Source organism: Paenibacillus sp. FSL K6-1217 (assembly GCF_045040735.1).
In the GTDB taxonomy this organism is placed as follows: Bacteria; Bacillota; Bacilli; order Paenibacillales; family Paenibacillaceae; genus Paenibacillus_AQ.
On sequence record NZ_CP150271.1, the window covers coordinates 1,423,034 to 1,438,146 of the forward strand.

Sequence of the window (15,113 nt, forward strand, 5' to 3'; positions counted from 1 at the left end):
GTTACTCCAGTTACGGAGAACCGCTGCTTTGCTGTTGTTGTAATTTGTGTATAATACATGTACAACGATACATATAACGGAGGGTACGATGAAACGGTCCATGCCATATCCATCCCTCTTGAAGAGGTTCCGGGCACTCCTGCCCTTTCTGTCCAGCGGAAGTATGCCGCTGCGGCGGAAGATTCTGCTCAGCAACATCCTGATTGTGTCGCTGGCACTGGTAATCTTCATGGTCAGCATTCAGCGGATTGTCTTCAACCAGGCTCTGGAACGAACCACGGCCAGCTCACAGCAGGAAGTGCGGCTCGTGAAGCAGTCAATGGAGACGGTATTCCAGTCGGTCCAGAATTTCACCAAGTTCGTGCTGATCAATCAGGATACCCAGAAGCTGCTCAGCAGAGACACCGGCGCCAGTAACGATGTGGCTGCGCTGAAGTCGATCTACAACACACTGGCGGCGATGCTGGTGACCGAGCCGAATATTGATTCCGTGATTATTGAATCCTTGGGCGGCAGCCTCTATTACACCTCCAACCTGACCGGCGTTACCCGGGAGAGTCTGGGGATCTATCCCAAGGCCGAGATCGATGCAGCCAAAGGCGGGGCAGTCTGGGCCGATTCGCTTACGCCTGACTTTCTGTCCGGAGCGAAGCACAAGAATATGATCAGTGTAGGCCGGGTCATTATGAGCATGGAGAAGGGGACCCCGCTTGGCTATATCTATGTCAACATTGACGAGCGGACGCTTGCCCGTCTCTACCATAATGAACAGACCCCGGAGAGCTCTACGCTGGTCATTAACCGGGACGGAAGAATCATCTCCGCGAATGAACCTTCAAGGGTGAACCAGCCGGTGGAAGAGGAATCACTGGCAGATTGGGTGAAGTCGGTCCCGCAAGGAACCCGGACACAGGAGGTTGCCGGAGACCGCTATTTAGTGTCGGTGCAGAGCCTTGCTCCCTATGACTGGAAGCTGGTCCATCTGGTGACGATATCGGAGCTAACGTACGGATACTGGAAAATCGCTCTGCTGCTGGCCGGCTTCGGCCTGATCAGCATGTTGTCGGCTGCGCTCCTGTCCATTCTTTTCTCCCGCCGGTTGACCCGGCCCCTCAGCCGGCTTAGCGAGGTCATAGTCGAGGTGGGCAGCGGGAATCTGGACCGGCGCGCCGCCGCCGATACGGAGGACGAGGTCGGGCGGCTCGGGGCTACCTTCAATGAGATGGTGGGGCGGATTCAGCGCTTGATGTCCCAGGTGGAGACGGAAGAGAAGACCAAGCGGATGCTGGAGCTGCGGCTGCTCTATTCGCAGATCAAGCCGCATTTCCTGTACAACACACTGGACACGATCCGTGCGATGGCTGTGATATCGGGTGCGAAGGACATCAGCAAGATGCTGAAGGCGCTGGGTGAGTTCTACCGGATATCGCTTAGCAACGGTCAGGAGCTGATAACGGTGTCCCAGGAGCAGAAGCATCTGGAGAGCTACCTGTATATTCAGCAGATCCGCTTCCCTAAGCTGAATTACCGGATCACGTTCGAACCGGGGCTGGAATCCTGTCTGGTGCCGACGATGCTGCTTCAGCCGCTGGTCGAGAATGCCATACACCATGGCATCAGAGGAATGGCGGACGGAGGCTGGTGTGAAATTACCTGCGGCAAGGAAGCGGTGGATGGGCAGAGCCGGCTCTGCTTCACCGTCCGCGACAATGGCAAGGGCATGAGCGATGAGCAGCAGCGGCTGATCTGGTCCGGCCATGGCAGCGAGGAGAGATACAGCTTCGGTCTCCAAAATATCCAGGACCGCATCCGGCTGCGGTTCGGCGAAGCCTATGGAATCGCCCTAACGTCTGAGCCGGGCCAGGGAGTGGAAGTGAAGCTGTACTTACCGCTGCTAGTGCAAACGAACGAACAGGAAGAGGGGACAGTCAGATTATGAATACAGCACCGGTAGCCCGTGTCCTGATTGTGGATGACGAATATTATTTCAGGCAGCTCCTGATCCGCCTGGTGGATTGGGAAGCCGCCGGGTTCGAGGTGGCCGCAGAAGCCGAAGACGGCTCGGCCGCGCTACTGATCATCGGGGAGCAGCCAATCGATCTCATCATTACGGATATTGAGATGCCGAATATGAACGGGCTTGATTTCATTCAGGCGGTGCGCAAGCTGAATTCGGCGGCCAAGCTGATTTTCATCACCAGCTATGATAATTTCTCTTATGCACAGCAGGCCATATCGCTTGGAGCGGACCATTATCTGTTGAAGCCCGTTGATGAGGATGCTGTCGAACAAGCCCTCCGCACGATACGGGCACAATTGACAGAGAAGTGGGAGGCAGAACGCTATATCACCCGGCTTAGAATCAAAGCCGGTGATGTGCCGGAGCCGCAGGCGGGCGGTGCCCGTGTGCAGAAACGGCAGAGCAGCGGCACTGCCCTGATCGGCAAGACCCTGGCCTATGTGACAGAGCATTATGCCGAAGATACGTTGTCACTCCAGAATACAGCCAGCGCCCTGTTCGTGAACCCTAGCTATTTAAGCCATGCGTTCAAGAAGGAGACCGGCGATTCTTTTGTGGAATATGTAACGAACGTCCGTCTTGGCGAGGCCATGAAGCTGCTCCGCCAGGAGACTGCCGAGGGTGAGGCTTCAGCTCCCAAGATCGCAACGATCGCCCGGCAGGTAGGGTATAAGGACCCGTTCTATTTCAGCAAATGCTTCAAGAAAAGATACGGAATGACCCCGAATAAAATACACGGCGGCTCTTCTTCGGATACCTATTGAGTTGAGCAGCCCACAGCAGGGTCCGGTTTTTTAGCCGGACTTTTTTGTTCCATCCAAGTAAAGCCTGTGTCAAGCTGCCGTTAACATGGGAACGCCCCGTAAAGTGAGTGTAAAGTAATCTAACACACCTAAAAATTTTACTGTTAGAACCAATATATCTCCATTCGTACATGGCGGTTCACTTGATAAGATGATACCTGTAAGTCGAATCCGTAAATATTGAAAGGTGGTCCAACACAAATGTTCGGGAAAAAGCTTGGGGTAGTTGCAGCATCCATCGCGCTCAGCAGTGTAGTACTTAGTGCTTGCGGAGGAGCGGAAGAGAACAATGGGGGAACCCAGAATCAGGATGCCAAGGCGGCGGAAGGCAAGGAATCTGTCTCGTTATGGATGTTCGATGCAGATCCGATGTATCAGGCTGCTGCCGAGGCTACCGCAGCGGAAGTCGGCGTGGATCTGAATTATGAGTACATACAGGATGAGACCTACAAGACCAAAATCAGTGTTGCCCTGGCTGCCAATGAACTGCCGGATGTGTTCCAGCAGCATGCCGGGAAGTCCTACCGGACCCCTGTGCTGCAATCGAAAACGGTTGCCCCGCTGAACGATACTCTGGATTCCACAGGACTTGGCGCGAAATTCCTGGACAACCAGCTGGTGAAGGAGGAAGACGGCAATATCTATTCCGTTCCTTCCAATATCAGCACAACCCTGGTCTTCTACTATAACAAAAAGCTGATGAATGATCTCGCCGCTACGCCTCCGGCAACCTGGGACGATCTTCAGGCGCTTGTGGCCAAGGCCGAAGATAAAGGGATCATCCCTATTGCGCTGGGCGGCAAAGAAAGATGGCAGGGCGATCTGCTGTACAACCTGCTCGTAGCGCGTCAGGATGTCAATGCTTTTGACAATGCGCTCAAGGGTGAAGCGAAATTCACGGATGCCCCGTTTGTCGATGCAGCGAAGCAGGTAGCCACCCTGGTGAGCAGCAACGCCTTCCAGAAGGGCTTCCTCGGCTCGGCTTACCTGGATGCCCAGGAGCTGTTCAAGAACGACAAGGCTCTGATCTGGATTGACGGCAGCTTCAACTTCGGCGCGCTGTCGAAGGCCATGGGCGATAATCTCGGATATATCGCATTCCCGAAGACTGGTGCAGAGGATGTCTACAGTGCGACGATCGGCTTCCAGAACTCGGCAGCGCCTTACTCCTTGTTCGTGAACAACAGCTCCAAGCACGTGGACAAAGCCAAGGAATTCGCCATCAAGCTGTCCCTCAAGCTTAATGATGAGTTCGTACGCAAAGGCCTGCCGGGCTATGCGGCCAGCGAAGTGAAGTCGGAGTCGCAGAACGAGCAGCTCTCCGCTTATGCTTCCGATATCAGCAAAACAGCCAAAACCCAGGCGATGTGGTTCGGCCTGCTGTCGGCAGATACGGGTCAGGAATACCGTGATATGACGCAGCAGCTCTATGGCGGCAATCTGACGCCTGAGGAATACACCGCACAGTTAGAAACGTTGCTCCATTCGGCAGAGTAAGACACGCTTTACAAATATAATAGGGGAAAGGCGATGCAGTCTCTTGGACCGCATCGCTTTTCTGCACTCTGATAGGTGGATAGTGATGGAAAGAGCGCTCTCGGATAAGAAATTAATCGCTTTGTTTCTAGTGCCCGGTTTAACCGTATTTCTGGTCTTCTATTTCGTGCCAATTCTCATGACGGCGTATTACAGCTTCCAGGAGTGGGACGGAATTAACCCTATGGCCTTCGTGGGCCTGGACAATTACACCAAGATGTTCACCGCAGATAAAAGCTTCTGGAAGGCGGTATGGAACAGTGTGGCCTTCCTGCTGACAGGCGTGTTCATCCAGCTTCCGCTCTCGTTCGGCCTGGCGCTGCTGGTCTCCCGCAAAATGAAGGGACGCAAATGGTTCCGCAATATTTACTTCTTCCCGGTGGTCATGTCAACGACGATGGTCAGTCTGCTGTGGGTCAAAATCTACGATCCGAACATCGGGATGCTGAACACGCTGCTGGAAGCCGCTCACCTCGGCAGCTGGGCGCAGGCCTGGCTTGGGGATACCAAGACGGCACTCTTGTCAGTCCTGATCGTAACGACATGGCACTATGTAGGCTATAACATGCTGATCTTGTTCGCCGGTATCCAGGGCATCTCAGAGCAGTATTATGAGGCCGCGAAGCTGGACGGAGCTGTGGGCTGGAAGGCAGTCCGTTATATCACGCTTCCGCTGCTGTCTGATGTACTGCGGATCTGTGTCGTGCTGAACGTGATTTACGCGCTCAAGACCTTTGAAAGTGTGTATGTCATGACCAATGGCGGACCGCTGCATTCCACGACAATGATTGCCCTGAAAATGTTCCAGGAAGCGTTCCTGAAGCAGAACTTCGGCTACGGCAGTGCGCTTGCCGTATTCATGGTGCTGGAGTGTCTGATCATCGCTTGGGTACTCAATAAAGTGCTGACCCGTGAAAAAATTGAATATTAAGGAGGACCGGACATGCTGAAGACTACCAAAAACACAGGCCTCTATCTGCTGATGGGCCTCATTGCCGTCCTCCAGTTGTTCCCGCTCTACTGGCTTGTGGTAAGTGCCTTTAAGGATAATTCGGAGATTATCGGCGGAGTGGTTTGGGCGCTCCCCACAGAATGGCGGTTTAGCAATTTCTCAGAGGCCTGGGTAAGCGCCAAGGTGAATCAATACTTTTTCAACAGTGTGTCAGTTACGCTGATTACCCTCTTTTTTGTGCTGCTGTTCGCTTCGATGATGGCTTATGCGCTGACACGGATGAGATTCAAATATAACGGACTGATTCTGTTCATTCTGCTCATGGGGGTCATGGTGCCGATTCATGCGACGCTGATTCCGCTGTTCATAATCCTGAAGAATCTCGGCATTCTCAGCTCCCGGCTGTCGATTATACTGCCGTACATTGCTGTGAATCTGCCGATCGGCGTATATATGCTATCGGCGTTCCTGCGGAGTATGCCGAAGGAGCTGGAGGAGGCCGCGTTCATCGACGGCTGCGGGGTGGTGAAGTCCTTCTTCAAGGTCGTGCTGCCGCTGCTGAAGCCGCCGCTTGCCTCGGTTGCGATCTTCGTGTTCCTCGCCGTGTGGAATGAGCTGCTGATGGCGGCAACCTTCATCCAGAAGGAATCGCTGCGGACGCTGCCGCTCGGGCTGATGAACTTCAGCGGCCAGTACAGCATTAGCTGGGGACCGCTGGCCGCAGCGATGGTCATCTCCACGCTGCCGATTCTGCTCGCTTATGTGCTGTTCAGCGACCAGATGGAGAAGAGCTTCACCGCAGGGGCAATTCTGAAATAGAGAAAAGAGAAGGGGGAAGGATATGATGGAACCGGAAGCAAACCGGGAGCTGTGCAAGATCGTGATTATCGCTACCTCGGATGTTCACGGCAATCTGTGGGGCTACCGTTACGAAGACGGCCTGGATACAGCCAATGACGGACTCGCCAGAGTAGCCGCTTACGTCCGGGAGCTTAGAGAGAGCGGAACCGAGGTTCTGCTGATTGATAACGGTGACGTATTCCAGGGGAATATGCTGACTGACGATGTCTACAATAAGCGGCCGGATGACAGGCATCCGGTCGCGACAGCGCTGAATGCCATGGGCTATGCCGCGATGACGCTGGGCAACCATGAGTTTAACTTCGGCCTTGGCCTGATTGAGCGAATCAGGCAGGAGCTGAACTTCCCGGTGCTGGCTGCGAATGTCTGGGATACGGAAGGCCGGCCCTTTGCAGAGCCGTATGTGATTCTTGAGCAGCACGGCATCCGGATTGCGGTCATCGGACTGACGAATCCCAACATTCCGCGCTGGGATGGGAATAAGGTTGAGGGCCTAAGGTTCGGCCATATGGCCGGGACCGCACAGGCGATTGCCGCCTCCCTCCGGGCGGAAGGGAAGGCGGACCTGATTGTGATCAGCGCCCATGCAGGCATGGTAGCAGAGTTCGATGAAGAGGGCGGCTCGGATGCTGCCGGACGGATTGCAGAGCTTGTGCCTGAAGCAGATGTGCTGCTGGTCGGGCATATGCATATTACCGTGAACCAGCGTATAGGAAATACTGTCATTGGTGGACCGCGGGACCGGGGGCGGGAAGTCATTCGCTTCGACCTGACGCTGGAGCTGAACGGCGGACAGCCCAAGGTCGTGAACCGGGAGGTCACGGTTGTGGATATGAGCGGCTGGGAGCCCGACCCGGAACTCTGCAGTCTGGTGGCAGAAGCGCATGAAGAGACCCTCCGGTTCATCGCCGAAGGCGGCGGAGGTCCTTCGATAGAGGGAGAGGGCGGCATTCTGGGCTATGCGGCCGCCGGCTTTCAGCCCCCTGAAGAGACCGCCGGCCTGCCGGCGGGACGAGTGCAGGATACGGCGGTCATTACCCTGATCCAGCGGGCCATGCTGGAGGCCAGCGGAGCGGATGTTGCCGCTACCAGCTTGTTCAACGACAAGGCGGATCTGAAGCAGGGACCGCTGACGTATGCCGATGTGTACCGCATTTATCCTTTTGACAATGTGCTGTATGTCGTCACGGTCACCGGCAAGGAGCTGAAGGCTTATATGGAAGCTTCGGCTGCCCATTTCCGGCAGTGGCAGCCGGGGGACACGAATATTGCCGCCGATCCCGAGGTGCCGAGCTACCTCTACGATATGTTCGCCGGGGTCGATTATCAGATTGACATTTCGAAGCCGGTAGGCAAGCGGATCATCCACCTGGCCTACCGGGGCAGGCCGCTTACCGATACAGATACGTTGCAGCTTGCTGTCAACAATTACCGGTACAGCAGCCTGTTGAAGGCCTCGGGACTGGTCAGCGCCGTGAAGCACTGGGAGTCGGACTGCAGCGTCCGCGATATGCTGGTCCATTACATCCGGGAGCGTCAGACGATCATACCAGAGGTCGATCATAACTGGTCTATTGTTGGAATGGATTTGAAATAGGAGCAGGCCCCTCATGGATTCAATGAGGGGTCTATTTGTGTTTACCCCACTTCAGTAATTAACCAGCTATTGACAATCCGATGTATTAACTGCATAATACACTTTGTAGTGTATGAACCACTTAATACACACACTTGCAAGTATAAGGGGTGTCAATTTTGAACACAGTCAACGATTGGTCCGGCATCTCCTTCAATAGCCGTGATCCTGTCTATTCTCAAGTCGTTCGCCTTTTCAAAGAGAAGATCGTAACCGGCGTTATTCAGTCCGGGCAAACCATACCGTCCAGAAGAGAGCTGGCAGCACTGTTAAAGATCAACCCGAATACGGCTCAGCGGGCCTATAAAGAAATGGAGGATCAGCGATTGATTATAACGGAGGGGAACTCCCCAAGCCGCGTCACTCTGGAACTGGATGTATTAAGGCAAATTCGTGCGGAGCTGCTCGGTACAGCCGTTGAGGCCTTCGTGGCTTCCATTCGCAACATCGATGTTCCTCTTGACGAGCTGTTGAATGTGGTTCAACAGAAATATACCGAGGCACAAACGGAAATCAGCCAGAATCCCCCGGGAGACTCCGTTGATGATGGAAGAGGAGGAACGAATCTTGATTGAACTTATGCATGTTAGCCAACGGTACAGAACCAGGGAGGTCCTTAAGGATGTCACATTCACTGCCGAGAAGGGACAGATCACTTGTCTGATCGGAGTTAATGGAGCAGGTAAATCCACTGTACTCAAAACGGTAATGGGACTTACCCCGATTCAGGGGGGAAGCATTCAGATTGATGGCAAGCCGATTAGCCCTAATACTTATGAACTGATATCCTATATCCCGGACCATTTGGCTATTCCAGCTTCCATGAAGCTCTCAGATGCACTTCGGTTCATGGAAGACTTCTATAACAGCTGGAACAGGGAGAGGGCAGACGAACTTATGCGTTTCTTCGATCTTGATGGCAAGGAACGGGCAGGGCGCTTGTCGAAGGGGAATGCTGCGAAGTTCAATCTGGTGCTCGGCTTGGCTCAGACTTCCGATTATGTGATTATGGACGAGCCCTTTGCCGGGATTGACTTGTTCATCCGGGAGAGGATCGCAGAGGTGTTCTCCAGTGAACTGGTCGGCAACCGCGGTGTACTCCTGACGACACACGAAGTGAGAGAGATCGAGCATCTGATCGACAAAGCCGTGTTACTGCGTGATGGAACTGTAGCCCGTAGTTTTGAATGCGAACAGGTCCGAATGGAGGAGAACAAATCTGTCGTTGATATCATGAAGGAGGTGCTTCTCCCATGAATCGATATCTCAAGCTTGTCCATCTGGAAGTTCACCGCTTCAGGTATGCTATCTTCAGCCTGATGTTCCTGACGGCTGCTATTCAAATGATCGGACTGGTGCACACTACCCGGCTAAGAGTTGCGGGGCGGAGAGAGGCAGCCCTCCTGGGAGATCATCCGCGTAACTTTTCATTTGCCGATATCATCGGAGATTCTCAGTTCTTGTTCACGATACCTATTTTGATCAGCATAATCGTATTGGGGTTGTATGTCTTTGGGATTTGGTACCGTGACTGGACTGGCAGAGATAAGTTTGCCTACCGGTTATTCACCCTTCCGGCGGCAAGACGCCACGTATACATGGCCAAAGCCACTGCAATCTTCATATTTGTCTTCGCTATGGTTTCATTCCAATTGTTGCTGCTGCTGCTCGAACGCCAGTTATTCGACTGGATGGTTCCCTCCGAATATTGGATGCCCTCGCTGCTGGCCGAAGCGGTCGCTTCTAACCTGGTGTTTGTGCGATACTTGCTGCCGCCAGACGGATTAATGTTTGCCGTCTATTACGGAACCGGGATTCTGGCTGTCTTTGTGATCTTTACGGCTATATTGCTTGAGCGAAGCTACCATCTGGCCGGTATAATCTATGCAATCTTGTATGTTGCTTCATGCGCGGCGGTAATCGGATTCGCATTCTCCCTACATCCGTATGTGTATTTCTATCCCCGGGAGATAACAGTCATCCGTTTGTGCATTTATATTGTTGTCATGAGCCTTACACTCACGCTTGGCTTCAGGCTCGTCTCGAAGAAGATCACCGTATAGGGAGTGAATGACTAGTGAAACGTTACACGATTACGGGCGCGCTTGTTCTGTTAATAGTGGCTTCGCTTGGAACTTATTATGCTTATGGGGCAGAGTTGCGCCTGCCGGAATATCAGTTGCAGACACTGGAGGGGGATTCGGCCGAAGCAGCCCCTGTGAATCTGATTGGGAGCTATGTGGGCGGGAAAGGCTCTTATGCTATTGAAGTGTCCGCATCGGGCAGCAAGAGAATTGAGCAAACATTCAAGAATCAATGGATGACAAACAAAGGACCTTCAGAGGCGCAGGCTTATTTCGATTTCAATGCGCTGTATGAGGAGTTTTCAGAATTTATGAGGGGGAAGAAGGGGACGAGCGGCTATTACCGGGATCAAGACACACTCATTTTTGCCAAGTCGGCTTCTATCGGTTCAACTAACTTGAAACAGGAGGGCAAGATTCGCTGGAGCATCGATGTGCTGGATCTGGCCACGCGAAAGCAAGTCCATTATACGGATGAGCAACCCTATTCCGCACAATACGCCAGCGTGGAAGACGTACAGAAGGCTGGGTCAGAAATTCATGTACTTACTAACGTTAACAAGGTGAACCAAGATCATGAGATAATCGATAACGTGTATAATGTTCAGACGGGTTCACCGATCCGCAGTGTCAAACTGCCCTTAGGCACACCCTCCGGAAAGGATCGCGGGCTGGAGATACGGATCATCACTGAAGCAAAGCAGACAGCAGCCAACAGCAGAGTGCTATTTCTGGTGAAAGAGCGCAGCAAGATCTGGACTGATGGTACACCAGCGGCAACAGACAACACTTCTGTTGTGTTCTCTGAAAGACTTTTTGAATACCAATATGCTTCTGGAGAAGTGAATGAATTGCCGCTAGCTGCCAAGAGGGAAGAAGAACGAGCACCGGGGCCTTGGACTCATTATATCCTGGAGGGAGATACGCTCACTACACTTCACATAGCTGAGGAGGCGGTGACACTCAACCGCTATGACCTGTCAACCAAGATCGCTCACCCCCAAGTGACTATACATGCGAGCCAACTCGGCAAGGGGAAAATCAGTCAAGCCCAGGCGGCGAACGGCCGGGTGTATCTGCTGCTGCAAACCGGGAGCGATGTTAGCAGGAACTACAGCATGCCAATTACAGCGGTCGCTGACATAACTGACGGCCATATTCTCTACAAAGGTACACCTGCGCTGGTCAACGCCAATGGGAGACCCGTTAACCAGTTGGATGATGTCAGCTTATTGAATATGAGCATTACGCGATAAGTATCCCCCAGTTCATACTCCGTTCATATTCCCGTCACAATGAGGACATCTTAAGCTGGTACACTCTACCTAATACCGCTAAGGCGAATCTACAGATAGAAAGACAGGAGAAGATGGACATGGCAGGAACCGCTGAATTAAATAAACCTGAAAAGGGACGCAAGAAACGGAAATTATGGTTGAAAATATTAGGTGGCATCATCGGAGCACTCGTGCTGTTCATAGGCATCACCTTTATTGTTAATGTTATCAGTACCGGAATAGAGAAGAAGAAGATCGAATCGTACGGGCAATACGTCAATGTAGACGGGAAAAAGATGAATGTGCTGATTCAAGGCAGCGGGGAACAGACCATCGTTCTCTTGCCGGGGCAAGGAACCGCTTCGCCTGCGCTTGATTTCAAGCCGCTGATAGATCAATTGACGCCTTCGTACAAAGTCGTAGCCATCGAGCCTTTCGGCTATGGCCTGAGCGATGGGACGGATAAAGAAAGAACGACAGAGAATATCATCAGTGAAATTCATGAAGCTGTGCAGCAGCTAGGTCTGAAGCGTTACATTCTGATGGGACATTCCATTACGGGACTCTACTCCGTGTCTTATGTGAATGCTTATCCGAACGAAGTTCAAGCCTTCGTAGGGATTGACAGCAGTGTGCCCAATCAGCCAGGCATGGATGTGAAATTGCCGCTGAAGGCCATAAAGTTTGCCAAGGATTCAGGCGTGATGCGGCTGCTAACGAAGCTCAGCGGAGATTCGTTTAAATCGCTTGACTATGATGAGCATACCAAAGAGCAGATGAAACTGATCACCAATGTACACGGCAATAACTCCACCCTGATGAATGAGCTGGACCACCTTGGCTCCAATTTCAAAAATGCTGAAAAACTGAAATACCCGCAGGATTTGCCGGTCTTGCTGTTCGCGCAATCCAATAATGAGAGCAACAAGCAGTGGATTCCACTGCATGAGGAGCAGGCGAAACAGTCTACACAGGGTAAATTGATCCCGATGGAAGGCCCCCATTACCTGCACCATACGAAGTACAAAGAAATCGCGGAGCAATTCAAGGAATACATGAAGACCGTTCAGTTGAAGCAAGCGGAGTAGGGAGATTGGAATTAATATAGTGCGGCGCCCCTCGGGGTGCCGTTTTTTCGTAGATATAACTAATTATAAATGCTCAATTTCGCAACCTAATCCAATTATTGGAGTCTAATGGGGCCTCCCATTCGCTGGACACCGCTGCCCGGAACCGTAACGGAACCACGCTGGTTCCGCTAAGACAAATATATCGTATTGAAATATTCCAACATGCCCGCTACGCTGCTGGAGGTTGGTTTCTTGTCCAATGCCGCCGAGGAAGCCATCCTGTTCTCCGACGATTTCCAGAACCGGGTAGCGGCTGCTATCGTAGCGGGGCTGAAGGAATATTTCCGGGTCGCTTGACCCCGTCTGTTCCTGCATTTATAGCTTTCAAGATTGCGGTCCGCTCCTTATAATATAGAGAGTGAAAGGAGAACTCCGCCTTAAGAAGCTGAGCGTATTATATCGATAAATAGGGGGTTAAAGGATTGAATCAGCATGACAAAAGCGCAAATTCACCAAGTCTGTTCCGTAACCGGTTCCTGCAGACGATTCTGTTATCCAGTGTGCTGCTGCAGATCGGGATTTGGGTGCGTAATTTTGCTATTCTGCTATATGTTGCGGAGAGGACCAACAATGATCCCTACGCGATCTCGCTGATCAGTGTAGCTGAATTTGCGCCTATCTTTGTTTTTTCCTTCATCGGAGGAACCTTTGCCGACCGGTGGCGGCCGAAGCGGACGATGATCTGGTGTGACTCCCTGTCTGCGGTATCTGTATTCGCCGTTCTGCTCAGCATTCACTTCGGTTCCTGGGAATCCGTATATCTGGTCGCCTTCATCTCGGCCATTCTGTCGCAGTTCTCACAGCCTTCAAGCATGCGGTTATTTAAGTTCCATGTGCCGGAGGAACAGCTGCAGCAAGGGATGGCGCTCTTTCAATCGCTAATGGCCATCTTCATGGTCCTCGGGCCTATGTTAGGCACTTTCGTGTACAGCACCTTCGGTCTTGAGATTTCCATCGCCGTAATGGGCGTGGCTTTTCTGCTGTCTGCGCTCGTGCTTATTCGTCTGCCGGAGGATCGCATGGAAGCCGGGACAGTTGCCGAGAAGGGGCAGTTCCGTAAGGACTTCACCGAAGGCTTCCGGTATGTCTGGCAGAGCCAGGTGCTGCGGATGCTTGGACTTGCCTTTGTACTGGCGGGACTTGCTGTGGGCGCAGCCCAGGCGCTGAATCTGTTCATCGTCACAGAGCGGCTTGGCAAAACTGAAGAGTTCCTGCAATACATGCTTATGGTCAACGGTGCAGCCATGCTAATCGGGGGCGGGATTGTGGCCGCTTTCGCCAAAAAAATTCCGCCTCAGCTGCTGCTGGCCATGGGGATGCTGGCTGGTGCCGTATGCACCACTATTGTCGGGTTCTCAACCAGCATTCCGCTCACGCTGACCATACAGTTCCTGAACGGGCTGATGTTCCCTTGCATTCATATCGGGATCAGTACCATGATTCTGAGATGGTCTAATAGCTCGATTGTCGGCCGGGTTAACGGAGTGCTGAATCCGATGTTCGTCGGGATGATGGTGGTGTCCATGTCGTTCGCCGGTGCGCTCAAGAGTGCCTTTCCGCTAAGTACCATCTACAGCGGAGCCGGAATTCTGTTCCTCCTGGGCGCACTCATGATGCTGCCCATCATGAAGCATAAGGCGCCGGAGCAGACACAGACTGCACAATAAAACAAGTGGAAACGGCTTTGCCGTCCATTTAAAGGACGGTACCGTTTCAGCGAGAAATAGAAGGATAAGTTATTGTGTGAAACATATAATTTCTTATTTAACTGAAACCATATCCCCTTAAAAGCCGCTGATTAGCGGCTTTTTGTCGTTATACCAGGCAAGCAGGTTAGAGCTCCGCGCATGGCATGGCTTGGCAAGCTTGACCCTGACGTATACTGAAGGGTTTACAATGATTGCAGGAGGGATGCACAATGGATAAAATAACACCACCTGCAAGTCACAGCTTGAGCCGGGGACCCACCGGCAGATGGCTGGCGATTACAGTGTTTGGATGGTTAGCAATGACGCTGGGCCTGTTCGCAGCTACAGTTGCCGGGAACGCCGTCCGGGCTTCCGGCGGGGCGGACAATGCAATTGCTGCCGTTCAGGCTGTGACCGCAGCGCTGCTTATTGTGCCTGCCGCTTATCTCATTCAGCGCCGGTTTCGGCTGACCGTCAGGCTGCTACCCTTAACTCCAGCTGCATTTCTGCATTTGCTGGGGGGCGGCGCGTTAGCCTTGCTGATGGGGGGACTGGGCTTTATGATTACCGGTGCGCTGGGCTGGACTACCATTATTGCCTGGCATTTCTCTGTGGATTTGCTGCTGGCTGTAGTCTTCAATACATGTATTGCTTTCCTGTACGAGGCGCTGCCGGAGGAATTGACGATGAGAGGGATGGTATACAGCGGCTTGCGGCTGCGGCTGCCTGCCTATGCTGCATATGTCGTTCAGGTGCTGCTGTTTGTGCTGGTGCCGGTCACTGTGAACCAGCTGCAAGCCTGGAGCGGACAGGGCCGCGGAAATAACATTAACGCAGACTATGTGATTTTGCTGCTATGCTTCGGCACAGTGCTTCAGCTATGGCGCAGCTTGACCGGATCGCTATGGGCTTCCATCGGCTTTCATCTGGCGTATCTGGCAATGGCAAGGTTTGTTATTCTACAGAAGGATCGGAGTATACTAACATACAGTGAACTGGAGGCGGGGACAGCACCGGTTATCATTCAATTTGGTATAATCATTATCGGCAGCGCTGTGCTGCTGGCGCTGCTGGGTCTGTTGGTGCGATGGCGCCGCTTGCGTGTGTAAATGTTGGGAGGAAGCCG

The 15,113-nt window shown here is 52.7% G+C and carries 14 protein-coding genes; all 14 read left to right on the plus strand.

Annotation, left to right across the window (positions count from 1 at the left end):
* The first annotated feature begins 118 nt into the window (after positions 1-118).
* The 14 genes from MHH28_RS06060 (at position 119) to MHH28_RS06125 (ending at position 15,096) form a co-directional block, all read left to right on the plus strand.
* Entirely contained in the window at positions 119-1,939 is a 1,821-nt protein-coding gene (locus MHH28_RS06060; RefSeq protein WP_405113034.1) for a sensor histidine kinase, read from the plus strand.
* A complete protein-coding gene (locus tag MHH28_RS06065) occupies positions 1,936-2,784 on the plus strand; it encodes a response regulator (protein WP_405113036.1) in 849 nt (282 codons plus the stop codon). The genes MHH28_RS06060 and MHH28_RS06065 overlap by 4 nt, the downstream gene beginning before the upstream one ends.
* Before the next feature lie 240 nt (positions 2,785-3,024).
* Positions 3,025-4,320, plus strand: coding sequence for an ABC transporter substrate-binding protein (locus MHH28_RS06070; RefSeq protein WP_405113037.1), 1,296 nt, complete (start codon positions 3,025-3,027; stop codon positions 4,318-4,320).
* A gap of 85 nt (positions 4,321-4,405) precedes the next feature.
* Positions 4,406-5,290: a carbohydrate ABC transporter permease gene (locus tag MHH28_RS06075; RefSeq protein ID WP_405113039.1), complete on the plus strand. Its 885-nt coding sequence runs from the start codon at positions 4,406-4,408 to the stop codon at positions 5,288-5,290.
* A gap of 12 nt (positions 5,291-5,302) precedes the next feature.
* The gene (locus tag MHH28_RS06080) at positions 5,303-6,130 is read left to right on the plus strand and encodes a carbohydrate ABC transporter permease (RefSeq protein WP_405113041.1); all 828 of its coding nucleotides are present in this window, start codon (positions 5,303-5,305) and stop codon (positions 6,128-6,130) included.
* Positions 6,131-6,152: 22 nt separating this feature from the next.
* On the plus strand, positions 6,153-7,769 hold the full coding sequence (locus MHH28_RS06085; RefSeq protein ID WP_405113043.1) for a bifunctional metallophosphatase/5'-nucleotidase: 1,617 nt from the start codon (positions 6,153-6,155) through the stop codon (positions 7,767-7,769).
* A 158-nt stretch (positions 7,770-7,927) separates the two neighbouring features.
* On the plus strand, positions 7,928-8,383 hold the full coding sequence (locus tag MHH28_RS06090) for a GntR family transcriptional regulator (protein ID WP_339225041.1): 456 nt from the start codon (positions 7,928-7,930) through the stop codon (positions 8,381-8,383).
* Entirely contained in the window at positions 8,376-9,065 is a 690-nt protein-coding gene (locus MHH28_RS06095) for an ATP-binding cassette domain-containing protein (RefSeq protein WP_405113045.1), read from the plus strand. The genes MHH28_RS06090 and MHH28_RS06095 overlap by 8 nt, the downstream gene beginning before the upstream one ends.
* Entirely contained in the window at positions 9,062-9,871 is an 810-nt protein-coding gene (locus MHH28_RS06100; RefSeq protein WP_405113047.1) for a hypothetical protein, read from the plus strand. Before MHH28_RS06095 ends, MHH28_RS06100 begins: the two co-directional genes overlap by 4 nt.
* 14 nt (positions 9,872-9,885) lie before the next feature.
* On the plus strand, positions 9,886-11,148 hold the full coding sequence (locus MHH28_RS06105; protein ID WP_405113049.1) for a hypothetical protein: 1,263 nt from the start codon (positions 9,886-9,888) through the stop codon (positions 11,146-11,148).
* Between the two features lie 119 nt (positions 11,149-11,267).
* On the plus strand, positions 11,268-12,257 hold the full coding sequence (locus MHH28_RS06110; protein WP_405113051.1) for an alpha/beta fold hydrolase: 990 nt from the start codon (positions 11,268-11,270) through the stop codon (positions 12,255-12,257).
* Between the two features lie 183 nt (positions 12,258-12,440).
* The gene (locus MHH28_RS06115) at positions 12,441-12,596 is read left to right on the plus strand and encodes an N-acetylmuramoyl-L-alanine amidase (protein WP_405116871.1); all 156 of its coding nucleotides are present in this window, start codon (positions 12,441-12,443) and stop codon (positions 12,594-12,596) included.
* Positions 12,597-12,721: 125 nt separating this feature from the next.
* On the plus strand, positions 12,722-13,966 hold the full coding sequence (locus MHH28_RS06120; protein ID WP_405113053.1) for an MFS transporter: 1,245 nt from the start codon (positions 12,722-12,724) through the stop codon (positions 13,964-13,966).
* 251 nt (positions 13,967-14,217) lie between these two features.
* The gene (locus MHH28_RS06125) at positions 14,218-15,096 is read left to right on the plus strand and encodes a type II CAAX prenyl endopeptidase Rce1 family protein (RefSeq protein WP_405113055.1); all 879 of its coding nucleotides are present in this window, start codon (positions 14,218-14,220) and stop codon (positions 15,094-15,096) included.
* The last annotated feature ends 17 nt before the right edge of the window (positions 15,097-15,113 follow it).